General features: G+C 75.0%; 18 protein-coding genes and 3 tRNA genes. 14 read left to right on the top strand and 7 right to left on the bottom strand.

Going from position 1 to position 23,370, the window contains the following annotated elements:
• The first annotated feature begins 9 nt into the window (after nt 1–9).
• On the top strand, nt 10–1,266 hold the full coding sequence (locus OG715_RS15260; protein WP_323182127.1) for an ADP-ribosylglycohydrolase family protein: 1,257 nt from the start codon (nt 10–12) through the stop codon (nt 1,264–1,266).
• A 146-nt stretch (nt 1,267–1,412) separates the two neighbouring features.
• Here the strand turns inward: OG715_RS15260 and OG715_RS15255 are convergent, their stop codons facing one another.
• Nucleotides 1,413–2,141, bottom strand: a complete 729-nt coding sequence (locus OG715_RS15255; protein WP_266269302.1) for a GNAT family N-acetyltransferase — start codon at nt 2,139–2,141, stop codon at nt 1,413–1,415.
• 715 nt (nt 2,142–2,856) lie between these two features.
• Between OG715_RS15255 and OG715_RS15250 the strand changes: the two genes are divergently transcribed.
• The 5 genes from OG715_RS15250 to OG715_RS15230 all read left to right on the top strand — a co-directional run bounded on the left by OG715_RS15250 (nt 2,857) and on the right by OG715_RS15230 (nt 9,822).
• Complete coding sequence (locus OG715_RS15250) at nt 2,857–3,801, top strand: PAC2 family protein (RefSeq protein WP_266269301.1); 945 nt, start codon at nt 2,857–2,859, stop codon at nt 3,799–3,801.
• Nucleotides 3,802–4,027: 226 nt separating this feature from the next.
• Nucleotides 4,028–5,050, top strand: a complete 1,023-nt coding sequence (locus tag OG715_RS15245; protein WP_266269300.1) for an SGNH/GDSL hydrolase family protein — start codon at nt 4,028–4,030, stop codon at nt 5,048–5,050.
• A gap of 118 nt (nt 5,051–5,168) precedes the next feature.
• The gene (locus tag OG715_RS15240) at nt 5,169–6,485 is read left to right on the top strand and encodes a deoxyguanosinetriphosphate triphosphohydrolase (RefSeq protein WP_266269299.1); all 1,317 of its coding nucleotides are present in this window, start codon (nt 5,169–5,171) and stop codon (nt 6,483–6,485) included.
• A gap of 58 nt (nt 6,486–6,543) precedes the next feature.
• Nucleotides 6,544–8,448, top strand: coding sequence for a DNA primase (dnaG, locus tag OG715_RS15235; protein WP_266269298.1), 1,905 nt, complete (start codon nt 6,544–6,546; stop codon nt 8,446–8,448).
• A gap of 171 nt (nt 8,449–8,619) precedes the next feature.
• On the top strand, nt 8,620–9,822 hold the full coding sequence (locus OG715_RS15230) for an RNA polymerase sigma factor (protein ID WP_266269297.1): 1,203 nt from the start codon (nt 8,620–8,622) through the stop codon (nt 9,820–9,822).
• A gap of 69 nt (nt 9,823–9,891) precedes the next feature.
• Here the strand turns inward: OG715_RS15230 and OG715_RS15225 are convergent, their stop codons facing one another.
• From OG715_RS15225 to OG715_RS15210, 4 genes are all read right to left on the bottom strand, one after another.
• The gene (locus tag OG715_RS15225; protein WP_266269296.1) at nt 9,892–11,139 is read right to left on the bottom strand and encodes an XRE family transcriptional regulator; all 1,248 of its coding nucleotides are present in this window, start codon (nt 11,137–11,139) and stop codon (nt 9,892–9,894) included.
• Between the two features lie 510 nt (nt 11,140–11,649).
• Complete coding sequence (locus tag OG715_RS15220) at nt 11,650–13,056, bottom strand: glutamate decarboxylase (protein ID WP_266269294.1); 1,407 nt, start codon at nt 13,054–13,056, stop codon at nt 11,650–11,652.
• A 126-nt stretch (nt 13,057–13,182) separates the two neighbouring features.
• Complete coding sequence (locus OG715_RS15215; protein WP_266269293.1) at nt 13,183–14,616, bottom strand: FGGY family carbohydrate kinase; 1,434 nt, start codon at nt 14,614–14,616, stop codon at nt 13,183–13,185.
• A gap of 190 nt (nt 14,617–14,806) precedes the next feature.
• Nucleotides 14,807–15,100: a hypothetical protein gene (locus OG715_RS15210; protein WP_037781098.1), complete on the bottom strand. Its 294-nt coding sequence runs from the start codon at nt 15,098–15,100 to the stop codon at nt 14,807–14,809.
• A 246-nt stretch (nt 15,101–15,346) separates the two neighbouring features.
• Here OG715_RS15210 and OG715_RS15205 point away from each other — a divergent pair.
• Together OG715_RS15205 and OG715_RS15200 are read left to right on the top strand one after the other, a co-directional pair.
• Nucleotides 15,347–15,419, top strand: a tRNA-Asn gene (locus OG715_RS15205).
• A 59-nt stretch (nt 15,420–15,478) separates the two neighbouring features.
• Nucleotides 15,479–15,551, top strand: a tRNA-Asn gene (locus OG715_RS15200).
• 151 nt (nt 15,552–15,702) lie between these two features.
• On the opposite strand, the gene OG715_RS15195 is transcribed toward OG715_RS15200, so the two are convergent.
• Nucleotides 15,703–16,449 (bottom strand): trypsin-like serine peptidase, encoded by a 747-nt coding sequence (locus tag OG715_RS15195; protein WP_266269292.1) that lies wholly within the window; start codon nt 16,447–16,449, stop codon nt 15,703–15,705.
• A gap of 285 nt (nt 16,450–16,734) precedes the next feature.
• On the opposite strand from OG715_RS15195, the gene OG715_RS15190 reads away from it, so the two are divergent.
• From OG715_RS15190 to OG715_RS15165, 6 genes are all read left to right on the top strand, one after another.
• Nucleotides 16,735–16,808, top strand: a tRNA-Ile gene (locus OG715_RS15190).
• Nucleotides 16,809–17,115: 307 nt separating this feature from the next.
• Nucleotides 17,116–18,018 (top strand): ABC transporter ATP-binding protein, encoded by a 903-nt coding sequence (locus OG715_RS15185; protein ID WP_266269291.1) that lies wholly within the window; start codon nt 17,116–17,118, stop codon nt 18,016–18,018.
• 82 nt (nt 18,019–18,100) lie between these two features.
• Entirely contained in the window at nt 18,101–18,850 is a 750-nt protein-coding gene (locus tag OG715_RS15180; protein ID WP_266269290.1) for an ABC transporter permease, read from the top strand.
• Nucleotides 18,847–20,130: a sensor histidine kinase gene (locus OG715_RS15175; protein ID WP_266271680.1), complete on the top strand. Its 1,284-nt coding sequence runs from the start codon at nt 18,847–18,849 to the stop codon at nt 20,128–20,130. The genes OG715_RS15180 and OG715_RS15175 overlap by 4 nt, the downstream gene beginning before the upstream one ends.
• Nucleotides 20,131–20,134: 4 nt before the next feature.
• Nucleotides 20,135–20,797, top strand: a complete 663-nt coding sequence (locus tag OG715_RS15170) for a response regulator (RefSeq protein WP_266269289.1) — start codon at nt 20,135–20,137, stop codon at nt 20,795–20,797.
• Between the two features lie 9 nt (nt 20,798–20,806).
• A complete protein-coding gene (locus OG715_RS15165; RefSeq protein WP_266269288.1) occupies nt 20,807–21,709 on the top strand; it encodes a 1-aminocyclopropane-1-carboxylate deaminase/D-cysteine desulfhydrase in 903 nt (300 codons plus the stop codon).
• Between the two features lie 45 nt (nt 21,710–21,754).
• On the opposite strand, the gene OG715_RS15160 is transcribed toward OG715_RS15165, so the two are convergent.
• A complete protein-coding gene (locus tag OG715_RS15160) occupies nt 21,755–23,350 on the bottom strand; it encodes an LCP family protein (protein WP_266269287.1) in 1,596 nt (531 codons plus the stop codon).
• Nucleotides 23,351–23,370 lie beyond the last annotated feature (20 nt).

The following is a 23,370-nucleotide window of genomic DNA, read 5'->3' as shown; positions in this document are numbered from 1 at the left end:
GTGCCCAAGATGACGATTCCTCACCCCGGCCCCGCGCTCGACGCGCTCCAGGGCCTCTCCGTCGGCGACGCCCTCGGCGCGCAGTTCTTCGTCCCCGCCACCGCGCGGGCCCACCTCTCCGCCCGCACCGCCCCGCCCGGCCCGTGGCCGTGGACGGACGACACCGAGATGGCGTGCTCGGTGTACGCCGCGCACACCGAGCGCGGCGCGATCGACGTGTTCGACCTCACCCACGCCTTCGCCCGCCGGCACGACTTCGACCGGGGCTACGGCCCGGCCGCCAACCGGCTGCTGCGGCTGGTCCGGGAGGGCGGTGACGCCCGCGAGCTGGCCTCGGCGCTGTTCGACGGCCAGGGGTCGTACGGCAACGGCGCCGCGATGAGGGTCGCCCCGCTCGGGGCGGCGTACGCGGCCGACCCGGCGGAGGCGGTGCGTCCGGCCGTCGAGACGGCACTGATCACCCACACCCACCCGCAGGCGGTGGACGGCGCGGTCGCCGTCGCGGTGGCCGCCGCCTGCGCGGCGCGGGCCCGCGGCGGCCGGACGGCGCCGGGGGAATTCCTGGAGCAGGTCCTCGGGCTGACCCCGCGCGGTGCTGTCCACGACGGCCTGGCCGAGGCGGTCGCCCTGCTCGCCGAACCGGACCTCACCGCGGTGGCGCGGGTGCTCGGCAACGGGAGCCGGACCAGTGCCGCCGACACCGTCCCGTACGCGCTGTGGTGCGCGGCCCGGCACCTCACCGACTACCCGGAGGCGATCCGGACGGCGGTGGCCGCCGGCGGGGACGCGGACACCGTGGCCGCGATCACCGGCGGCGTGGTCGCCGCGCACACCGGGACGGCAGGCATCCCCGCCGCCTGGCTGGCCGCCCGGGAGCCGTTGCCGGCCTGGGCCTTCGCCGAGCCGGGCAGCGTGTCCGCCGGCCGGGGCCGCGCGGAGATGCTGGTGCCGCGGCCGTGCCCGGTGCCGGACGTGCTGTGGACGGACGAGCAGTGGCAGCGGCTGCGCACCGGGCCCGGGCCGCTGCTCGTCGGGGGCCGCCGACCGGCGGTGCACACCCGGGAGGGCACGCTCCGGCTCTGCGGTCCGGACGGCCACCCCTGGTGGGAGCTGACGGTGGCGCCGGACCGGGCCGGTCGGCGCCCGGTCTCCGCCGTGGTCGAGGCCTGCCCCGGCAGGGCGCCCGAACCGGACGGGGGTCGGGGCGCCGACCTGCTGGCCCGCCTGCTGCGGGTCGCCGCCGCGGGCGAGCCGGTGGCGGACTGACGTCCCGGCCCGAGTGTCCGGACCCGCGCGGGTCCGGACACTCGGGCAACGAACCCTCCGGCCCCGAACCACCGGACCGCCGGAACCCCTGAAGCCCCCGAGCAGCACCCCCGAGAAGCACCCTCGCGAAGTCCCGGGCGGAGCGCTCAGGCCGTGATCAGATGCCCCGCGCCGCCGCCGTGTCTAAGGCACTCCTGGTTGATCGCCGGGTCCGGGGCGCTCGGCGAGGTCGCGGCGGCGATCCGCAGCTCGATGATGTCCCGCACGGCGGGCCACTCGTTGTCCAGGATCGAGTAGAACGCGGTGGACCTGACCACCCCGTCCAGCCCCCGCGAGTGCGCCCGGCGGACGCCCTCGCCGGTCGCGCCCAGCCGCTCGATGGCGGCCCGCGACCGCATGTTGCGGGCGTCGGCACGCAGCGAGATCCGCTGCACGCCCCACACCTCGAAGGCGTGCCGCAGCATCAGCAGCTTGGCCTCCGTGTTGATGCCGGTGCCCTGGGCGCGCGGGGACAGCCAGGTGTTGCCGATCTCGGCGGCGTCCGGGACGGCCGTGGCCGGGTCGCCGAACGGCACGCCGGGAACCGGCGGCCAGACGAGCGGCCCCTGCCAGTAGTCGAGTTCCAGGAACCGGGTGGAGCCCACCACTCGGCCGTCGGCCTGGTTCACCGTCGCGAACGGCAGCGACCGGCCGGAGGCCTGGTCCGCCAGGGCGCGCGCGATGTACTCCCGGGCAGCTTCCAGGCCGTGCGGGACGGGAGTGAAGGCGTAAGTCGTACGGTCCTCGGCGCCGGCCTGGGCGATGGCCTCGGCATGATGCGCGGCGAGGGGCTCCAGCCGCACGGTGCGGCCGGTGAGGATGACAGGTACGGGCACGGAACCTTCGGTCCTTCGGCGGTCGGAGGGTGCTGGCCCGTGCCGGGGTGCGGCGAGGGTCAGCAGTGGACGGTTCGCCCCGCTCCGGAGTGCGCCCACCGGTGCCCGCGCACGCCGGAGGTCCGGTCGAGCGGGGCGGGGAGCGACGGCCCGGAGTCGGGCAGCGCGGTGCCGGAACGGACACGGGTCGACGGACCGGTCCGGCGGGATGAGCGAGGGGACAGTGTGTGTCCGCGAGATGGCCGAGGAGGAAACGAGAGCGCGAAGGGAAGCAGGCGGCCAGATGAAGGCAAGATGCGTCGTGGGTGACTGGCCGAGCACCGGTCCGGGTCGTGATCGACGGCGTTACGGACGACGTGACGACGACGCGACGATGCGAGGCAGCGAGAGGACGATACCCGCCAGAAGGCAATGCGTCACTTCGCGGCACACGAATGGCCGTCGGGGCTGGTCCGGGGCCTGCGGCGGCGACCGTTCGCACCCCCCTGACCAGGGCCTTTCGGGCCGGGTGCGATCATGGTCCGGTCGGCCTCGCGGGGGCGCGCGACGGGCGGGGCGACGGGCGGGGCCGGGAAACGGGCCCGGCCCGGCGGGAATTCCGGCGGCACTCCGCACGCTGGACGAGGAGAGCCGGGCAGCAGTCCCAGCGCGGGCAGCCGCGCGGGGGCGTGCGCGGTGAACCGCGACGAGGAAAGAAACGGGGTGTGGGTGAGCGGTGCGTGATCCCCAGGCGCTGTACGAGCTGGACCAGCAGGGTGTGGCCGCGGTGGCCGCGGCGAGGGCCGCGCTGGCGGACACCGGTGCCGGCCTGGTGCTGCTCCACCACTTCGAGGGCTTCATGGACGCCGGCGAGGCGGGCGCCCAGGTGGTCGACCACCTGCTGGAGACGGGCGAGCCCCAGGTCGTCGCCCGCTTCGACCACGACCGTCTGGTGGACTACCGGGCCCGCCGCCCCGCGATGCTCTTCGACCGCGAGCACTGGTCGTCCTACGAGCCGCCGGAGATCCTCCTCCAGCTGCTGCACGACGCGGCCGGTGCCCCGTTCCTGCTGCTCACCGGGCCGGAGCCGGATGTCGAGTGGGAGCGTTTCGCCGCCGCCGTCCGGCAGCTGGTCGAGCGCTTCGACGTCCGGCTGGCCCTCGACTTCCACGGCATCCCGATGGGTGTGCCGCACACCCGCCCGGTCGGTCTGACCCCGCACGGCAACCGGCTGGACCTCGCGGCCGGCTACCCGCAGTGGTTCGAGCAGGCGCAGGTCCCCGGCAGTGCCCAGGCGCTGCTGGAGTACCGGCTCGCCGAGGCCGGGCACGACGTGCTGGGCTTCGCCGCGCACGTGCCGCACTACGTGGCGCGCTCGGCGTACCCGGCGGCCGCGGTGCTGATCCTGGAGGCCGTCCAGTCGGCGACCGGGCTGGTGCTGCCCGGCACGCTGCTGCGCGAGCGGGTGGACGAGGTGTACGCCGACATCGAGGAGCAGCTGGCGCAAGGTGACGGCGACCTCCGCTCGGCGATCCGAGGCATGGAGGGCCAGTACGACGCGGTGGCCGGTTCGCAGGGCCGGGAGAGCCTGCTGGCCGAGCCGGTGGACCTGCCCTCGGCGGACGAGCTGGGCCGCCGCTTCGAGCAGTTCCTGGCCGAGCACGAGCGCGGGCCGGAGTAGCGGGCCTGGCTGAAGTCGGCCGGGCCGGCCGGAGCAGCCGACCGAACGGCCCCGGGTGACGGTTGCCGCCGCCCGGGGCCGTTCGCTGTCGGGGCGTCCCGCGACGCCGCCGAAATTTCCCGTTCCGGACGGGAGCGATCGCGCCCGCCCGTCCGTTGGGGACTGCGGTGCCCGGGGGACGGGCCGTCGTAGGGAGAATGCCAGCGGCTCCTACCGGGGGGTTCCCGTGTCACTGTCCGTACGCCCGATCGGCACGCTCGGCGGCGTGTTGAGCGCGGGCCTCGCCGCCCTGCTGGTCGCCGGGTGCTCCGGCTCGTCCGGCTCGGAGACCGTCGCCGCGGCCGCCGCGGGCGGTTCGGCACCGCCGCGCGCCGCCGCCACCGGGTCCGCGCCGACGCCGACGCGCACGCCCACCCCGACGCCCACCGGGCCGTACGTGGCGCTCGGCGACTCCTACACGGCGGGCCTGAAGATCAGCCCCCAGGTGGGAGAGCCGAAGGGCTGCTCCCGCTCGTCGGTCAACTACCCCTCGCTGGTGGCCCGGGCGCTCGGCCTGGTCGGCGAGCGGTTCCGCGACGTCAGCTGCAGCGGTGCCCGGACCGGCGACCTCACCGGCGCTCAGAGCACCGAGGGCGGCGTCAATCCGCCGCAGCTGGACGCGCTCACCCCGGCCACCCGGCTGGTGACCCTCGGGATCGGCGGCAACGACGCCGGGTTCATGGAGGTCGTCGGCCAGTGCGCCAAGGAGAACCTGGTGGACGCGATCAAGGGGCTGGTCGGCTCTGACCGCGCGGCCGCGCCCTGCCGGGACTCCTACGCGGCCGCGGACGGCGGCGACCAGGTGCAGCGCAAGGTGGACACTGCCGGCGAGCGGCTCGGCGAGACCCTCAAGGAGGTCAAGCGGCGGTCCCCGCAGGCCAGGGTCTACGTGGTCGGCTACCCGGCGCTGCTGCCCGCCGATCCGGCGGGCTGCGTCCCGGTGCTGGGGTCGACCGTCGCGGGCGGGGACCTCGGCTTCCTGGTGGAGAAGGAGCAGCAGCTCAACGCCATGCTCAAGCGCCGGGCGGAGGCGGCCGGAGCGGTCTTCGTGGACCTCACCGGGCCCTCGGCCGGCCACGACATGTGCGCGGGCGAGACCGCCCGGTGGGTGGAGCCGCCGTTCCCCACCCACGGCCTGGCGGCGATCCACCCCAACGCCAGGGGCCAGGAGGGTGCGGCCGCGGCCGTCCTCAAGGCGCTGCGGGGCTGACCGCCGCCCTCGACAACAGGGCCCGGTGGTAGGCGTCCAAGGGTTCACGCCCCGGCCCGCGCGCGGTCGCGCGCGGCACACTTCCGGTGTCACAGCCGCGGCGTACGGTGAAGGGCATATGGACGACACCGCGCACCGCCTCACCGCCGCCACGACCCCGACCCCGTACGACCGCGCCGCCGAGGCCCGCTGGGTGCCCGAACCGGACAAACGCCCGGGGCGGACGGCGTTCCAGCGCGACCGCGCCCGGGTGCTCCACTCCGCCGCCCTGCGCCGGCTGGCCGGCACCACCCAGGTGGTCGCCCCGATGCGCAGCGACTTCCCCCGCACCCGGCTGACCCACTCGCTGGAATGCGCCCAGGTCGGCCGGGAGTTGGGCGCGGCCCTCGGCTGCGACCCGGACCTCGTCGAGACGGCGTGCCTGGCCCACGACATCGGCCACCCGCCGTTCGGCCACACCGGCGAGGAGGCGCTCGACCAGGCCGCCGAGACGTGCGGCGGCTTCGAGGGCAACGCCCAGTCGCTGCGGATCCTGACCCGCCTGGAGCCCAAGCGCTTCGCCCCGCAGGACGGCATGCCGGCCCGGCTGGCCCCCTGGCCGGGCCGCAGCGTCGGCCTCAACCTGAGCCGCGCCGCCCTGGACGCCGCCACCAAGTACCCGTGGCCGCACGGCGCCCACCCCACCGACCCGGCCTCGCCCAAGTACGGCGTCTACGCCGACGACCTGCCGGTCTTCCGCTGGCTGCGGGCCGGTGCCCCGGCCGGGGCGAAGTGCTTCGAGGCCACCGTCATGGACTGGTCCGACGACGTCGCCTACTCGACCCACGACGTCGAGGACGGCCTCCAGGCCGGCCACATCGACCCGGTCGCGCTGCGTGCCCCGAGCGAGCGGTCCGAGCTGTTCAAGGTCGCCGAGCGCTACGCCGGGGACGCCGAGCCGGAGGAGCTGGCGGAGGCCCTGGACCGGCTGCTCGACAAGGACTGGTGGCCCGAGTCGTACGACGGCACCGCCCGTGCCCGGGCCGGGCTGAAGGACCTCACCAGCCAGCTGATCGGCCGGTTCTGCCTGGCCGCCGAGCAGGCCACCCGGGCCCGCTACGGCCCCGGCCCGCTGACCCGGTACGGGGCCGAGCTGGTGGTGCCGCGCGAGGTCCGGCTGGAGTGCGCGGTGCTCAAGGCGGTCGCCGTGCGGTACGTGATGCAGCGCGACGAGCAGGCCCAGCTGCGGGCCAGGCAGCGGATCGTCATCGCCGAGCTGGCCGAGGTCCTCACCCGGCGCGCCCCCGAGGTGCTGGACCCGGTGTTCGCCGCGATGTACGAGGAGGCGGAGGACGACCGCGGCGCCCTGCGCACCGTGATCGACCAGATCGCTACCCTCACCGACGCCTCCGCGCTGGCCCTGCACGCCCGGCTGACCGGCCCGGCCGGGGCCTGACGGGCGGCGGGCCGGTCGGGCCCGCCGGACGACCCGGCCGCCCCAGTAGACTTCCGGGGTGGCCGGGCGGATCAGGGACGAAGATGTACAGGCGGTGCGGAGCGCGCTGCCGATCGACGCCGTGGTCGGCGACTACGTACAGCTGACCAACGGTGGCGGCGGTGAGTACAAGGGCGTCTGCCCGTTCCACGACGAGAAGTCCGCCTCCTTCTACGTCAATCCGGCCAAGGGCGTCTTCCACTGCTTCGGCTGCCAGGAGAACGGCGACACCATCGCCTTCCTGATGAAGATCGAGCACTTCACCTTCGCCGAGGCCGTCGAGCGGATGGCGGCCCAGGCCGGCATCACCCTGCGTTACGAGGAGGGCGGCTACAGCCCCCGGCACCAGCAGGGCGAGCGCACCCGGCTGGTCGAGGCGCACAAGGTCGCCTCCGCCTGGTACCAGGAGCAGCTGGCCTCGCCCGAGGCCGAGATCGGCCGCCGCTTCCTGGCCGAGCGCGGCTTCGACGAGGAGTCCGCGCGGACCTTCGGCGTCGGCTACGCCCCGGTCGGCTGGGAGCACCTGGTGCGCTACCTGCGCGGCAAGGGCTTCACGGACAAGGAGATCCTGCTCGGCGGCCTGGCCTCGCAGGGCCAGCGCGGCGGTCTGATCGACCGGTTCCGGGGGCGGCTGGTCTGGCCGATCCGGGACATCGCGGGCGAGGTGATCGGCTTCGGCGCCCGTCGGCTGCGCGAGGACGACAACGGTCCGAAGTACCTCAACACGCCCGAGACGCCGATCTACAAGAAGTCGCACGTGCTCTACGGCCTCGACCTGGCGAAGAAGGAGATCGCCAAGTCCGGCCGCGCGGTGGTGGTCGAGGGCTACACCGATGTGATGGCCTGCCACCTGGCCGGGGTCACCTCCGCCGTGGCCACCTGCGGCACCGCCTTCGCCGAGGACCACATCAAGATCATCCGCCGGCTGCTGATGGACACCTCGCAGTACCGGGGCGAGACCGTCTTCACCTTCGACGGCGACGCGGCCGGCCAGAAGGCCGCGCTGCGGGCCTTCGAGGACGACCAGAAGTTCGCCGCCAAGACCTCCATCGCGGTCAGCCCCGGCGGCATGGACCCGTGCGAGCTGCGCCTCGCCAAGGGCGACGACGCGGTCCGCGAACTGATCGACAACCCCGTCCCGCTCTTCGAGTTCGCACTGGGCTCGGCCGTCGCCAAGCACCGGGTGGACACGCCCGAGGGCCGGTCGGCAGCGCTGGAGGAGGCGGCGCCGATCGTCGCCAGGATCAAGGACCGCTCCATCCAGCACGAGTACGCCGTCCGGCTGGCCGGCATGCTGGGCATCCTGGACGAGCCGTTCGTGGTCCGCCGGGTGGGCCAGCTGGCCCGCTGGGACCGCGAGCGCCAGCAGAACCCCCGGGCCAGCGGCCAGCGCCGCCCCGAGCCGCCGCAGCCGGTCCGCCCGGCCCGGCCCGCCTTCGTGCTCAACTCGCGCGACCCGGCCCAGTTCGTCGAGCGCGAACTGCTCAAACTGGCCCTCCAGCACCCGGACCTGGTCGCGCCGGCCTTCGACAACTACGCCGAGGACGAGTTCCCCACCCCGCCCTACACCGCCGTGCGGCGGGCCATCGGCCAGGCCGGCGGCGCCGCGTACGGGGCGACCCTGGCCGACTTCACCAGCGTGGTGCGCGAGATCTGCCCGGACGACCGGGTGCGTTCCCTGGTCACCGAGCTGACCGTGGAACCGGTGCGCTCGCGCCGCAAGGTGGACGCCGTCTACGCGGGGGAGTTCCTGGTCAAGCTGCGGCTGCTGGCCGTGGACCGACGGGTCGACGAGGTCCGCGCGCACCTCCAGCGCCTCGGCAACCGCGCCGCCGCGGAGGACCTGCACGCCGTGCAGACCGAGCTGTGGCAGCTCCAGCAGTACGGGCAGTCCCTGCGCAGCGGCGGTTCCGCGGCGCTGTAGCCCCCGGGGCGGGCCTTCCGGTCGCAGACAGGGCCCCGGACCGGTTCGCGCACCCGTTCAGAAAGTCCGCGCACGAGTCTCGGCCACGGAGCGTGGCGTGCCGCACACTGGAGGGCGTCTTCCTGCCTCCGCACAGCGCGGGTCCGCCAGAGTCGCGCCCGCCCAGAGGGGATGCCCGTGGACCGAGGCCTCGCCGCGACCGCCCAGCCGACCACCGATCCGCTCGCCCCGCCTCCGCCGTACGACGACACCGCCGACCCGCCGGAGGACCACGGCCGGGCGGGGGCGGCGCCCGTGGACGGCGCGCGCGTGCCCGTCCAGGGCCACCCGTCGGGGCACCCCGACGCCGAGGGGGCGGGCGGCCCCGAGGACACCGAGGACACCGAGGAGGCGGAGGACACCGAGGAGCCGGAGGACCACGAGCAGCGGGCCGGTCCGGGCCGCCCGGCGGCCGATCCGAGCGGGCCCGCCGCCGACCTGCTCCGCCAGTACCTCCGCGAGATCGGCCGGATCCGGCTGCTCACCGCCGCCGAGGAGGTCGACCTCGCCCGCCGGATCGAGGCCGGGCTGTTCGCCGAGGAACGGCTGCACCGCGAACCGCCGCCGCCCGACCGGCTGGCCGCCGAACTCGGCACCCTGGTGCTGATCGGCGGGCTCGCCAAGCGCCGCCTGATCGAGGCCAACCTGCGGCTGGTGGTCTCCGTCGCCAAGCGCTACATCGGCCGCGGCCTGACCCTGCTCGACCTGGTCCAGGAGGGCAACCTCGGTCTGATCCGTGCGGTCGAGAAGTTCGACTACGCCCGGGGCTACAAGTTCTCCACCTACGCGACCTGGTGGATCCGCCAGGCGATGAGCCGTGCCTTGGCCGACCAGGCCCGGACGATCCGGGTGCCGGTGCACGTCGTCGAACTGATCAACCGGGTGGTGCGGGTGCAGCGTTCGCTGCTGCAGGAGCGCGGCGCCGAGCCCGGCCCGGCCGACATCGCGGCCGCCCTGGAGCTCACCGAGGAACGGGTGCGGGAACTGCTCCGCCTCGCCCAGGAGCCCATCTCCCTGCACACCCCGGTCGGCGAGGAGGACGACGTCGCGCTCGGCGACCTCATCGAGGACGCCGACGCGGCCTCACCCGCCGAGTCCGCCACCTTCCTGCTGCTGCGCCAGCATCTGGAGGCGGTCCTGGCCACCCTCGGCGAGCGCGAGCGCCAGGTGGTCCAGCTCCGGTACGGCCTGGACGACGGGCGGGCCCGCACGCTGGAGGAGATCGGCGTGCTGTTCGGGGTGACCCGGGAGCGGATCCGCCAGATCGAGTCGAAGACCCTGGTCAAGCTCCGCGACCACGCCTTCGCCGCTCAGCTCCGCGGGTACCTCGAATAGCGAACGGCCGCCCGACGCGTCCGGTCGCCCGGTGGTGCGTCGTGCGGCCGCTCGGCCGGTGCCGGCCCGTCAGCCGGACGGGGTCGGCGCCGGAGCCGGGTCGCCCGCGATCGCCGGCGGGGAGGCCGGGCCGACCGGGATCGGGGTGTTGGCGACCACCCGGGCCAGGTCGGAGATGCTGGCGGTGCAGGAGGCGCCCTCCGGCTGGGCCTGCTTGCCGCAGACCTGGAGGACGGCCGAGGGGTCGCCCGCGTTCACCATCTGCGAGTAGTTGTCGTACCCCCAGTGGATCAGCGCCGTCTCCGACTCGCCGGCGCTGGTGGTGATGGTCGCCTGGTCGCCGGGCTGGCCCTCGGTGATGGCGGCCCAGGCCGCCTGGCACTTCTGGCTGTACCGGAGGTAGATGACGACCTTGCCGATGTTGGTGGTCAGCAGGGTGCGGGCGTCGCCGCCGCAGCCGGCCCCCTTGGGGTCCTTGTGCGCGCAGCCGAGGGCCTGGCAGGCCGGGACCGCCGGGGCGGGGTTGGCCGGTACGGCGGGTGCGGAGGTGCTCGGCGAGGCGGAGTCGACGGGCGCCGCCGGGGTGGAGGTGGAGGTGGAGGTCAGCACCGTGGCGGCGGTCGGTCCGACGTTGTCCTCGGTGTCGCCGGAGAAGTACCGCACCCCGGCGAGGGCCAGCAGCAGGACCGCGACCACCGAGGCGGCGATCAGGGTCACGGACCGGCCGCGCACCGGGCGGGCCGGCCGGGCGGTGGCCCTGGCGCGGCCGGGAGCGGGAACGGAGGTGGGGGCGGCGGCGCTCCCGGCCGGAGGGCCGTCGGCGGCCGGGCTGTCCGCCCCGGTGCCGTCGGTCGGCGAGCCCTCGGTCGTGCCGGTGGCGGCCTCCCCGTCGGCGCCGGGGCCCTGGCCGGGCCCGTCCGAGCCCTCGGGGGCCGCCGAGCCCTCCGGGACGGCCGCGGCCTCGGCATCCGCCGTCGTGCCACTCGCCGCAGTGCTTCCTGCTGCCGTGTCACCCGTCGCTGTGTCACCCGCCGCGGTGTCGCCGGACGTCGCGCTCTCGGCCGCCGTCAGCTCCCACAGCGCCCGCAGCTTCGGCCCGTCGCAGTCGACGGCTCCGACCAGTGCTTCGAGCGCCTGCTCGGTGATGACCCGCTTGCCGTTCAGCCAGCGTTCCCAGGAGGCCCGGCTGTAGTGGGTCAGGGCGGCCAGCTCGGAGAGCGAGAGTCCGGTCGCGTCCTTGACGGCCCGGAGTTCCTCCGTGAGGCGCCTGGCAGGGTCGGACAGGTCGTCGGGCAGCTGCTTCCAGGCGGAACCCATGCGGTCTCTTCCAAACGTGCGAGGCGGGCGGGGCGGGCGGTGCTGGAACCGGTCCGGGCCCCGTGACGTGTCCGCGTCTCAAACCTCGACGGCCCGGTGTCCCAATACCCAGGTCCTGGCGCTGAGACGGACGGAAGTGTCTCACAACACCGGGAGACGCTCGAACATTCATATGGCGGTCGGGCATTGTTCTTTCCGCCGGAGCGGTCCGCCGTCCCGGTCCCACCGCCCGGGTGCCGCCCCTACGGCCCCGGTGCCGCCGTTCCCTGACCCCCCACCGGTCCGAGACAGTCTCACGGGGGGATACTGCCCCGGACCGCAGGGACGCACGGTGGGAAGGGTGTCCCAAGCTGTCTCAAGCAGCCCTTCCCACCGTGACCACGGCCCCGCGCGCCCGCCCGGGACCCACCTGTCGGCGACCCGCCCGCCCGTGACCCGCCCGCCCGTGACCCGCCCGCCCGTGACCCGCCCGCCCGGGACCCACCTGCCCGTGACCCACCTGCCGGCGACTCAGTGGTGGAAGGCCGTCCGGACCGGCACGCCGAGGTCCTTGAGCGGGACCGGCTGGCTGCGCAGCTCCGGCAGCAGCCGCTCCAGGTCCGTGAGCAGCAGCTCGGCGAGGTCGCGGGAGAACCCGTTGCGGCAGACCACCCGCAGGACCGCGAGGTCCTCCCGGTTCGCCGGGAAGGTGTACGCGGGCACCTGCCAGCCCCGCTCGCGCAGCCGCCGCGACACGTCGAACACGTCGAACGGCACCTCGTCCGTGGTGGTGAACGCGAACACCGGCAGCTCGTCGCCCCGGGTGATCAGCCGGAAGCCGCCGAGTCCCTCGATCTCCCCGGCCAGGTAGCCGGCCACCTCCCGGCAGACGCCCTGGACGGCCCGGAAGCCGGCCCGGCCCAGCCGCAGGAAGGTGTAGTACTGCGCGACCACCTCGGCGCCGGGCCGGGAGAAGTTCAGCGCGAAGGTCGGCATCTCCCCGCCCAGGTAGTTGACCCGGAACACCAGCTCCTCGGGCAGCGCCTCCTGGTCCCGCCAGAGCGCCCAGCCGACGCCCGGGTAGACCAGTCCGTACTTGTGGCCGGAGGTGTTGATGGAGGCGACCCGGGGCAGCCGGAAGTCCCAGGCCAGGTCCTCGTCCAGGAACGGCGCGACCATGGCGCCGGAGGCGCCGTCCACGTGCACCGGCACGTCCAGTCCGGTGCGCCGCTGGAGGTCGTCGAGCGCGGCGCAGATCTCCGCCACCGGCTCGTAGGAGCCGTCGAAGGTCGAGCCGAGCACGCCGACCACACCGATGGTGTTCTCGTCGCAGAGCTCCACCGCCTGCTCGGGGCCGAGGTGGAAACGCTCCCCGTCCATCGGCGCGGTGCGGGCCTCGACCTCCCAGAAGGTGCAGAACTTCTCCCAGCAGACCTGCACATTGACGCCCATCACCAGGTTGGGCCGGGCGCCGGCGGCGTAGCGCTCGGCGTTGCGGGTCATCCAGCGGCGCTTGAGCGCGAGTCCGGCCAGCATGCAGGCCTCGCTGGAGCCGGTGGTGGAACAGCCGACGGCGGCGTCCGGGTCCGGGGCGTTCCACAGGTGGGCGAGGATCGACACGCAGCGACGCTCCAGTTCGGCTGTCTGCGGGTACTCGTCCTTGTCGATCATGTTCTTGTCGAGGCACTCGGTCATCAGCCGGGTGGCCTGGGCGTCCATCGAGGTGGTGACGAAGGTCGCCAGGTTGAGTCGCGCGTTGCCGTCCAGCAGCAGCTCGTCGTGGATCAGCTGGTACGCCGTGTCGGCGGGGACCGGGCCGTCGGAGAGCCGGTGCAGCGGGGGTGACAGCGCCATCCCGCCGAGAGGGTCGGCGGCGGTGCCGACGTACGGCCCGACGGTCAGCCGGCGGTCGTCACCGGCGCCTTTGTGCAGTGCCATGGCGAATCCGCCGCCCTTCCGTCCGGTGGCCCGGGGTCGCCTTCCACGCTGCCACCGGTCGCCGGGTGCCGCATCCGCTGCGGCCGCGGCGGGGCCCCACGGCCCGGGGACCCCGCCCCGGTGCTCTCAGCCGGCCGTCTCCGGGTGGATCTGCTCGCGGGCGGCCCGGTACTGCTGGCGGACCGCCGCACCGACCGCCAGGTCGTGCTCGGCGTCCGGGGCGACGGTGACGGCCCCCGGCAGCTCCCAGCGCGGCGGTTCGGGCGTCCCGGCCAGCGCCCAGGCCGCCTGCCGGGCGGCGCCGCGCGCCGCGTGGGCGCCCGGGGGCGGGACGACCACCGGGACGCCGAACAGCTGCGGCGCGATGTGCCGCACCGCCTCCAGCCGTCCGGCGGCGCCCAGCAGGAAGACCCGCTTCACCTCGACGCCGCGGGCGCGCAGTACGTCCAGGGCGTCCGCGCTGTTGCAGAGCATGCCCTCGACGGCCGCCCGGGCCAGGTGCTGGGGGGACATCGACTCGGCCCGCAGGCCGGTCAGGGTGCCGGCCGCGTGCGGCAGCGCGGGCGTCCGCTCGCCGTCCAGGTAGGGGAGCAGCACCAGCCCGTACGAGCCGGGGGAGGACTGCATGGCGAGGTCGCTGAGGCCCTCCAGGTCGCGGCCGAGCAGGGCGGCGGTGGAGCGCAGCACCTGGGCGGCGTTCAGGGTGGCGACCATCGGCAGGTGGCGGCCGGTGGCGTCGGCGAAGGAGGAGACCAGCCCGGTGGCGTCCACCACGGCCTGCTCGTGGACCGCGAAGATCGTCCCGGAGCTGCCGAGCGAGACCACCGCGTCCCCGGGGCCGAGGCCGAGGCCGAGCGCGGCGGCCATGTTGTCCCCGGTGCCGGCCGAGATCAGCAGGCCCTCGGGGGTGTGGCCGGCGGGTTCGGCGGGGCCGAGCACGTCCGGCAGCTTCAGCTGGTGGCCCAGGGCCAGTTCGACCAGGTCCTGGCGGTACTCGGAGGTGATCGGGGACCAGTAGCCGGTGCCGGAGGCGTCGCCCCGGTCGGTGGTGCGGCGCCTGGGGTGGCCGAGCAGTTGCCAGACCAGCCAGTCGTGCGGGAGCAGCACCTCGGCGACCCGCCGGGCGTTGGCCGGCTCGAACTCGGCGAGCCAGCGCAGTTTGGCGACGGTGTAGGTGGGGCCGGGGACGGCGCCGATCGCTGCCGTCCAGGCCGCGGGGCCGCCCAGTTCGTCGACCAGGGCCGCGGCGGCGCCGCCGGCGCGCGGATCGTGCCACAGGATCGCCGGCCGGACCAGCACGCCGCCGGCGTCGAGGCCGATCAGGCCGTGCTGCTGCGCGCTGACGCCGATCGCCCGGACGCCCTCCAGCAGTCCGCCGGCCGCGGCGTTGCCGAGGGAGTGCAGCCAGAGCTGCGGATCGGCCTCGCCGGGGCGGGTGTCCGGGTCCTCCGGCGCGGGGTGCTCGGCCTTGCCGGAACGCAGGACGGCGCCGGTGGCTGAGTCGCACGCGACGATCCTGGTGCGACCGGTGGAGCTGTCTATCCCCGCGACGATGGCCATAGTCGAGATCATGCCTCAGTGGGCGTCCGGACGCGGCCCGGCCGGGCAAGTTCTGCCCGTTCGGTACCGCGTCCGGGAGCCCTGCTCCGGCCGGGCGCCACCGGGGTGCCGCCCGGCCTCCGGACCCGCCCCGGACCCGCCCCGGGCACGGTGGCCGGGGCGACGGTCGTGGCGACTCCCAGGGCGACTCCTAGGGGCGGAAGGTGCCCCAGGCGTCGTCCTCGGCCTTCGGCCGGTTGAAGTACGGCACCCGGTCGGTGACGGCGTTGGGCAGCCGGTCGCCGACCTTGTCGGCCACGGCCCCGGCGGCCTTCCCGGCGACCGCGCCGGCCTGCTGGCGGGCCTTGTCCGTCGCGCCCTGGACCTTGGGGTTCTGGGCGACCTGCCGGGTGACCCTGGCGATCTGCTCGTACCGCTGGCGCCCGGCCCGTGTGCCGAGTACGTAGCCCGCTGCGAGTCCGACGCCGAACGACAGCTTCCACATGGTCGGATTCCACCCTCTCCTGGCGGCCATTGCCGCGTTGCCCTACCCGTCTGTCGGGACGGTGAACCGTCGGTGACCCCAGCATCCACGGACGGGGCCCGGAGCGCGCGGGGAGCGCGCCCGGCGGGACCGGCCGGCGGCGGCCGGGGAAAGCGATTGGCGGACCACCCCCCCGAGTGCGCTAATGTATGTCCCGCAGCGAGCGCCGAGGAGCCCGGGAGACCGGGGGCCGAAGCGGAAGCTCGATCCCCCATAGCTCAATTGGCAGAGCAGCCGACTGTTAATCGGCAGGTTATTGGTTCGAGTCCAATTGGGGGAGCCGAGGTGGTGGCCTTCGGGCCCATCACCCGTACGTGGTACGGCTGTTGTGTACCGCGATCCCGCATAGCTCAATTGGCAGAGCAGCCGACTGTTAATCGGCAGGTTATTGGTTCGAGTCCAATTGCGGGAGCTGCGCCGGGTCCGCCCGGTGACTGCTCAGAGCGAAGGCCCCTCGGTAGACCGGGGGGCCTTCGTGTTGCCCGGGGCCGCCCGCCGCGAGCCCGCCCGGGCGGCGCCGGAGCCCGCCTGCCGGAAGCCGGCCCCCGGCCGAGGGCCCGGGCTCAGGTCAGGGCCTGCTGGTACAGCTCGGCGACCCGTTCGTCGAAGGTGATGCTGTACGAGGTCTGCGGTGTCGCGCCGCCCTCCTGGTAGCCGCCGATCACCCCGATCACCCGCCCGTTGGTGGTCAGCCAGGGGCTGCCGCTGGTGCCGTCGGTGTAGCCGCCGCAGTCGAACCGCTCCTGGGTCGGGCTCTGCGAAGCGGTCAGGCCCGAGCAGGTGATCGGCTCGTCCCGCTCGTTGGGGTAGCCGGTGACCGAGACCGCCAGACCGAAGCCCTGGTCGGTGCCGAGCGGGTTGCCGCCGACGGCGTCCTCGACCTGCCGGCCGCCCACCGCCCGCACCGTGACGAACGCCACGTCGTACTCGGGGTCGTCGTCGCTCTCCCAGTGCGGGTCGACGGTGACCGACTCCACCGGCCAACTGCCGTACGGCGAGTACCCGTTGCGGTAGCCGGGGGTGAACACCAGGCCGTCCAGCAGGCCGATCCGGCGGCTCTGCACGCAGTGCGCGGCGGTGACCAGCAGATTGCGCCCCGGGCTCCTCACCACGCTCGCCGTGCACGCCCTGGGGCCCTCCGGGGTGTGCACGGACAGGGTGCCGATCCGGTCCCAGGCGGGGTTCTGCGGCGCGACCGAGGCCGTCCGGCCCTCCTCGCCACCGCCGCAGGCGATGGCGGCGGCCAGCAGCAGGGCCGCCAGGGCGAGCGTCCGGGTCGCGCGCGCGGGTCGAACCGGGCGGGAGGGCATCGGTTCTCCGTCCGGTCCTCGGGGGCGGTCGCCGCCGGTCACGCGTCCGCCGTTCGAGAGCAAGATCTACCAGGCCGGGCCCGGCCGCGCCACTGCCGCCGTCCGGCTCCCGACCCCCCGTCACCCGGCCCCGCCGGAGCCCCCACCGGGGTCGGCGCCCCCGGTGCGCACCCGTGTGCGCCCCCGGCGCGCACCACGGGTGATCGACCGGCTATGCTGCCCGGGACGGCCTTTCGGGGCCGTCTGCTGCTGCCGCGACCGGCCTGCCGTCGCGCGCTGCGAACCGGGGCGGTAGCTCAGCCGGTTAGAGCAGGGGACTCATAATCCCTTGGTCGTGGGTTCGAGTCCCACCCGCCCCACCTCTCACGCCCGCGCGGGCGGCCCCTGGCTGGGAAAACCCTAGGGGATCAAGCCCGCCGCCACGCCACGACGCGCCGGAATTCACCCGCTCGTGGGCATCGCCCGGCCACCCCGCGACTCCCCTCCGTCCGAGGCACTGTTCCCGGACACCCCTCCCCGGTCCACCGATCGGTTGATCCCCCCTCCACCGCGCCCGCCGACCGCCGGGACCGTTCGGTCGATCCGCCGCCGGGGCCCCGCGCGGGAGGCTCGTAGCAGGCCGGGAAACACGGCCGGGAGCGAGCGGGACGAGGGGGGAGCGGCGACATGGCCGTGATCGAGGTGGCGGGGCTGAGCAAGTCCTACGGGCGCCGACGGGTACTGGAGGACGTCTCGTTCCAGGTCGAGCGGGGGGAGGTGTTCGGCCTGCTCGGGCCCAACGGCGCGGGCAAGACCACCGCCGTGGAGTGCTGCGAGGGCCTGCGCCGGGCCGACGCCGGAACGGTCCGGGTGCTCGGCCTGGACCCGGTCCGGGACGCCCGCCGGCTGCGGCCCCGGATCGGCGTCCAGCTCCAGCAGGCCCAGCTGCAGGTGGCGCTGCGGGTCGGTGAGGCGCTGGATCTGTACGCCGGGCTCTACCCCGACCCCCGGGACCCGCGGGAGCTGCTGGACGAGTGGGGGCTCGCCGACCAGAGCCGCACCCCCTTCGACAAGCTCTCCGGCGGGCAGCGCCAGCGGCTGTTCGTCGCGCTCGCGCTGGTCGGCAACCCCGAGGTGGCGTTCCTGGACGAGCTGACCACCGCGCTCGACCCGCAGGGCCGCCGCGACACCTGGGAGCTGGTCCGCCGGATCCGCGACAACGGCGTGACGGTGGTGCTGGTCTCGCACTTCATGGACGAGGTCGAGGCGCTGTGCGACCGCGCCGCGGTGCTCGACGGCGGGCGGATCGTCGCCACCGGCACCCCCGCCGAGCTGGTCGCCCGCTCCGGGGCCGGCGGCACCCTCGGCTTCCGTCCCACCGCGCCGCTGGACCCGGCCCGGCTGGCGGCCCTGCCCGGGGTCACCTCGGTGGAGGAGCGGGGCGGCCGGATCGAGGTCACCGGCACCGGGGACTTCGCCGACCGGGTCACCGGCCTGCTGGCCCGCGAGGGGATCGTCGTCACCGGCCTGCGGATCCGCGAGCACGGCCTGGACGAGGCCTACCTCGCGCTCACCCGGCACGACTCCTGAGCCGTACCGCTCCTGAGCCGTACCGCTCCCGAACCGGCGCGGCTCCCGAGCCGCCACCACCGCACCCGAGGGGACCACCACCGTGAACCGCACCGCCCACGCCGTCCGCCGCCTGGCCGTCGCCGAGACCCGGCTGTTCCTGCGCGACCCGATGACCGCCTTCTTCACCCTGCTCTTCCCGGTCGCCCTGTTCGGCGTGCTGGGTTCCGTCCCGGCCCTGCGCAAGGCCTCGCCGGACGCGCACGGCCTGAGCACGGTCCAGCTGTACGCGCCGATCCTCGCCGTCCTCGCGCTGATGATGCTCGGCCTCAACGGCCTGCCCTCGCTGCTGGCCACGTACCGCGAGCGCGGCGTGCTGCGCCGGATGTCCGCGAGCCCGGTCCGCCCGGCGCTGCTGTTCGGGGCGCTGCTGCCGCTGTACCTGGGCATCGCGACCGTCTCGATGCTGCTGGTGACGGCGCTCGCGCCGGTGCTGGGGGTGGGGCTGCCGCGGCGGCCGGCGGCCTTCGCGCTGGCCTTCCTGCTCTCCGCCGCCGCGATGCTCTCGGTCGGCCTGCTGCTCGCCGCGGTCGTCCCGTCCGCGAAGGCCGGCAACGCGGTCGGCGCGCTGGCGCTCTTCCCGATGATGTTCTTCTCCGGGCTCTGGCTGCCCCGCGAGTTCGCACCCGCGGTGCTGAACCGGATCGGCGACCTCACCCCCGGCGGGGCCGCCGCGCAGGCCCTCCAGGACTCCTGGGACGGCCGGTTCCCGCAGGCCGTGGCCCTGCTCACACTCGCGGCGTACGCCCTGCTCGCCGGTGCCGCGGCTGCCAGGCTGTTCCGGTGGGAATGATCAAGGCCGACCCGGCGGACGGGGGTTCGCTCGGAGCCTGGCAGCGGCGGCTGGACCGCGCTGCCGGGCTGCTCGGCTACGTCGGACTGCTGATCGCCACCGGGCTCGTCCTGCTGGTCCCGGTGCCGACCGCGCGGTCCGTCCGGGCCACCCTGCCGGCTGCGGCGCTCGCCCTGCTCTGGCTGCTGCTGCGCTCGGCGCTGGACCGCCGGACCCGGCCCGACGGCGGGGCGCGGTTCGCCGGCGCCCACTTCCTCGGACTGCTCGCGGTGACCACCGTCCTGGTGCTGGACAACCCGCTCTACGGCTTCTTCGCCTTCAGCTGCTACCTGCACGCCGCCCAGTACCTGAGGGGTCCGGCCAGGGTGCTGGGCACGGTGGTGGCGGCCGTCCCCACCGCACTGGCCCAGAGCGGCGGGGCACTGCCGACGAGCCCGGGGCAGGTCGGCGGCTTCCTGGCCGTCCTCGCCTTCAACCTGGTCGTGGTCGGGGTGCTGCTGGCGCTGAGCGAGGTCGCCGACCGGCTGAGCCGTCAGCGCGAGCGCGCCAACGCCGAACTCGCCGAGGCCAACCGGCGGCTGTCCGGGATGCTCGCGGAGAACGCCGGACTGCACGCCCAACTGCTGGTCCAGGCCCGCGAGGCCGGGGCCGCCGACGAACGCCGCCGGTTCGCCCAGGAGATGCACGACACCGTCGCCCAGGGCCTGGCCGGCATCGTCACCCAGCTCCAGGCCGCCGAGCAGGTCCGGGAGCGCGGCGCGGCGGACGCCGACCGGCACCTGGCCAACGCCGTCGGCCTCGCCCGGGAGAGCCTCACCCAGGCCCGCCGGGCCGTGCACGCGCTGCGCCCGCTGGAGCTCGAACGGGCCGCGCTGCCGGAGGCGATCGCCGAGCTGGTCGAGCAGTGGCGCGAGCGCAACAGCGCCGCCGCCGCGCTGACCGTCACCGGCGAGGCCCGCCCGCTGCACCCCGAGGTCGAGGTGACGCTGCTGCGGATCGCCCAGGAGTCGCTGGCCAACGCCGGCCGGTACGCCCGGGCCTCGCGGGTCGGGCTGACCCTCTCGTACATGCCGGGGCTGGTCACCCTGGACGTCCGGGACGACGGCGTCGGCTTTGACCCGAGGGCCGAGCCGGCCTCCCGGGCCACCGGCGGCGGCTACGGGCTGGACGTGATGCGCCGCCGGGTCGGACGCCTGGCCGGGCGGTTGGACCTGGAGACCGAACCGGGCGCCGGGACGACGGTGTCGGCGACCCTGCCGGCGATCAGCGCGGAGGAGTAGGACCGTGGACGACGCGACGACGATCAGAGTGCTGCTGGTGGACGACCACCCGGTGGTCCGGGACGGGCTGCGCGGCATGTTCGCCGCCGCCCCCGGCTTCGAGGTGGTCGGCGAGGCCGGGGACGGCGCCGAGGCGCTGGTGCTGGTCGCCGCGCTGCGTCCGGACGTGGTGCTGATGGACCTGCGGATGCCGCGGATGGACGGCGTCACCGCGATCCGCGAGCTGGCCGAGCGCGGCCTGCCCGGGCGGGTCCTGGTGCTCACCACCTACGACACCGACGCCGACGTGCTCCCCGCCGTCCGGGCCGGAGCCACCGGCTACCTGCTGAAGGACGCGGCCAGGGAGGACCTCTTCCACGCCGTCAGCGAGGCCGCCCGCGGCGCCTCGGTGATCGCGCCGACCGTCGCCGCCAAGCTGCTGGGCCAGGTCCGGGAGCCGGCCCGGGAGCCGGCCCAGGAGGCGCTGAGCCCGCGCGAGCTGGAGGTGCTGGAGCTGGTCGCCGCCGGATCCACCAACCGGGAGGCGGCAGCCCGGCTGTTCATCAGCGAGGCCACCGTGAAGACCCATCTGATCCACGTCTACGCCAAGCTCGGCGTCAAGGACCGCGCCTCGGCCGTCGCCGCCGGCTTCAACCTGGGCCTGCTCACCCCCACCGGTCGCCCGTAAGCTGGCCGGATGCTCGAATCCGCGCTGCTGCCGACCCCGCTGGTGGACTGCACCGACGAGGCGCTCGCCCGGGCCGGGGTGGAGCTGCGGCTCAAGCGGGACGACCTCGCGCACCCGCTGGTGCCGGGGAACAAGTGGCGCAAGCTCGCGCCGAACCTGGCCGCCGCCGTCGAGGGCGGCCACACCCGGCTGCTGACCTTCGGCGGGGCGTACTCCACCCATCTGCGGGCGGTCGCGGTCGCGGCCGGGGCGCTCGGGCTGGAGAGCGTCGGGCTGGTCCGCGGCGAGGAGCTGGCCGACCGGCCGCGCAACTGGTCGCTGCGGGCCGCCGAGGCGGCCGGGATGGAGCTGGTGTTCCTGACCCGGGCCGAGTACCGGGAGGCCGCCGGCCGGGCCGGGGAGGGGCCGGGGTGGCGCTGGGGCCCCGGGCTGGTGCTGCCGGAGGGCGGCTCCAACGGTCTCGCGGTCACCGGCGCGGCGGAGATCGTGGCGGAGCTGGACGACCTGGGCGGGCGCGACGTGGTCTGCTGCCCGGTCGGCACCGGCGGCACGCTGGCCGGGATCGCGGCCGGGCTGCCGCCGGGAGCGCGGGCGCTGGGCGTGGCGGTGCTGCGCGGCGGCGAGGGGTACCTGGAGGCCGAGGTGACCCGGCTGCACCGGGCTGCGTACGGGCGGGAGTTCGAGGGCTGGCGGATCGACCACGGGCACCACGGCGGCGGGTACGGCCGGGTGCCGGCCGCGCTGGAGGAGTTCGCGGCCGGCTTCGAACGGCGGCACGGGATCGCCCTGGAGCGTCGTTACGTGGCGAAGCTGCTGGCCGCCGTGCACGATCTGGCCGGGGCCGGCGCCTTCCCGCCCGGCACCCGGCTGACGGCCGTGGTCACCGGCCTGCCGGACCCGGCCGGGCCCTGACGACGGAGGGCCGGGCCGGGCGGGAAGGGTGCGCGGCTCCCGGCCTCAGCCGAAGGTGAGGTTGGCGCAGGGGTCGGAGTCGGCGGTGCGGCTGTTCTCGGCGATGCCGCCGGGGACGCCGGTGGGCAGCGGTGCGGTGGGGGCACCGCCGGGGGTACCGACCGCGGTGGGGGCGCCGGCTCCCAGGGCGATGCCGACCGCGGCGGGCGTGCCGCCGGGCACGGGCCGGGAGGCCGACGCGGTGGCGGTCGGGGGAACCGGGCGGTAGTCGCGCCCGAGGGTGACGGTGACGCCCTCGGAGCCCGGCTCCACGGTCGTCCTGGCACCGGGGAAGAGCGTGGCGAGCTGGTCGGCGACGGCCTTGAACGGCGGGTCGTAGGCGATCTCGGTGCGCAGTCGGCCGCCGGTGGTGGCGCCCAGCGAGACGTTGGTGAAGCCCTGGGCGCGGATCGCCGCGGAGCCCGCGCCGGCGAGTCCGTCGGTGCCGACGCCGTTGACCACGGTGATCGTGGTGGCGAGCTGCTCGGGGCTCAGCGGGGTCGCGGCCGGCGCGGGGGTCGCGGCGCCGTCGGTGGCGGCGGGGGAGGGGCCGGCGGTGCCGCCCTCCGGGAGCAGGCCGGTGCTCTGGCCGTCCAGGGTGCGGTCCTCGCGGAGCAGCCGCCACAGGGTGTCCACGTCGGGGTGGACCAGGTCGACCCGGCCCTTCTGCACGGTCGAGAACTGCCAGGGGGCGGTGACGAAGGTGATGTCGGACAGCTTGATCTGCTGCAGCGACTGCGCGAAGTCGACCAGCTTCATCGCGGTGCCGAGGCCCTCGTCGACGGTCAGCGAGCGGGTGGCGGCGTCGGCGAGCGGCAGCAGGGTCGGCAGCGAGAAGCCCTGGGACTGGATCTTGCGGATCATCGCGGAGAGGAAGGCCTGCTGACGCTTCATCCGGCCTATGTCGGAGTTGTCGCCGAAGCCGTAGCGGGCGCGGAGGTAGTCGACGGCCGGCTGGCCGGCGATCTTCTGCAGGCCCTTGCGGAGCTTGATGTTGTGCGAGTTGACGTCGTTGGGGACGCAGACCTCCACGCCGTCGATGGCGTCGGTCATCGCGGCGACGCCCTTGAAGTCGACCACGATGGTGTGGTCGATCCGCAGCCCGCTGAGCCCCTCGACGGTGTTCTGGGTGCAGGCCGGGTTCCCCTTGGGGGAGTCGCCGACGGTGAAGGCCTCGTTGAACATCTGGTTGGTGCGGGGCTTCGTCCAGTCGCCGCTGGGCAGCCGGCAGGACGGGACGGTGACCAGGGTGTCGCGGGGTATGGAGACGCCGACGGCGTGCTTCCGGTCGGCGTAGATGTGCAGCAGGATCGCGGTGTCCGAGTGGCCCACCCCCACGTCGCCGCCGCCGAGGTCGTCGTTCCCGTCGTTGCGGGTGTCCGAGCCGAGCAGCAGGACGTTGACCGGCACCGAGGCCCCGGGAGCGGTGGGAACCGGGGCGGGCGGGCGCTCGGTGGCGACGCCGCCGGCGTCGAAGGTGCTGATGTTGGTGTCGAGCCGGTGGTAGAACCAGGCTCCGGCTCCGGCCACGGTCAGCACCAGGACGGCCGCGAGTCCTATGACGGTTCGTATGACACGTCGACGGCGCGAGCTGCCGCTCATCCTTCCCGCCCCCCGTTTTC

Source organism: Kitasatospora purpeofusca (assembly GCF_036010405.1).
In the GTDB taxonomy this organism is placed as follows: domain Bacteria; phylum Actinomycetota; class Actinomycetes; order Streptomycetales; family Streptomycetaceae; genus Kitasatospora; species Kitasatospora purpeofusca.
Note: the sequence above shows the minus strand (reverse complement) of the source record. Positions and strands in the feature narration are given on the sequence as shown.

Bases quoted from the DNA above. Each gene is read 5' to 3' on its own strand.
- OG715_RS15260 (WP_323182127.1), top strand. From the start codon at position 10: ATGACGATTCCTCACCCCGGCCCCGCGCTCGACGCGCTCCAGGGCCTC.
- OG715_RS15240 (WP_266269299.1), top strand. From the start codon at position 5,169: ATGGACGACACCGCGCACCGCCTCACCGCCGCCACGACCCCGACCCCG.
- OG715_RS15230 (WP_266269297.1), top strand. From the start codon at position 8,620: ATGCCCGTGGACCGAGGCCTCGCCGCGACCGCCCAGCCGACCACCGAT.
- OG715_RS15225 (WP_266269296.1), bottom strand. From the start codon at position 11,139: ATGGGTTCCGCCTGGAAGCAGCTGCCCGACGACCTGTCCGACCCTGCC.
- OG715_RS15220 (WP_266269294.1), bottom strand. From the start codon at position 13,056: ATGGCACTGCACAAAGGCGCCGGTGACGACCGCCGGCTGACCGTCGGG.
- OG715_RS15215 (WP_266269293.1), bottom strand. From the start codon at position 14,616: ATGGCCATCGTCGCGGGGATAGACAGCTCCACCGGTCGCACCAGGATC.
- OG715_RS15210 (WP_037781098.1), bottom strand. From the start codon at position 15,100: ATGTGGAAGCTGTCGTTCGGCGTCGGACTCGCAGCGGGCTACGTACTC.
- OG715_RS15195 (WP_266269292.1), bottom strand. From the start codon at position 16,449: ATGCCCTCCCGCCCGGTTCGACCCGCGCGCGCGACCCGGACGCTCGCC.
- OG715_RS15185 (WP_266269291.1), top strand. From the start codon at position 17,116: ATGGCCGTGATCGAGGTGGCGGGGCTGAGCAAGTCCTACGGGCGCCGA.
- OG715_RS15175 (WP_266271680.1), top strand. From the start codon at position 18,847: ATGATCAAGGCCGACCCGGCGGACGGGGGTTCGCTCGGAGCCTGGCAG.
- OG715_RS15165 (WP_266269288.1), top strand. From the start codon at position 20,807: ATGCTCGAATCCGCGCTGCTGCCGACCCCGCTGGTGGACTGCACCGAC.
- OG715_RS15160 (WP_266269287.1), bottom strand. From the start codon at position 23,350: ATGAGCGGCAGCTCGCGCCGTCGACGTGTCATACGAACCGTCATAGGA.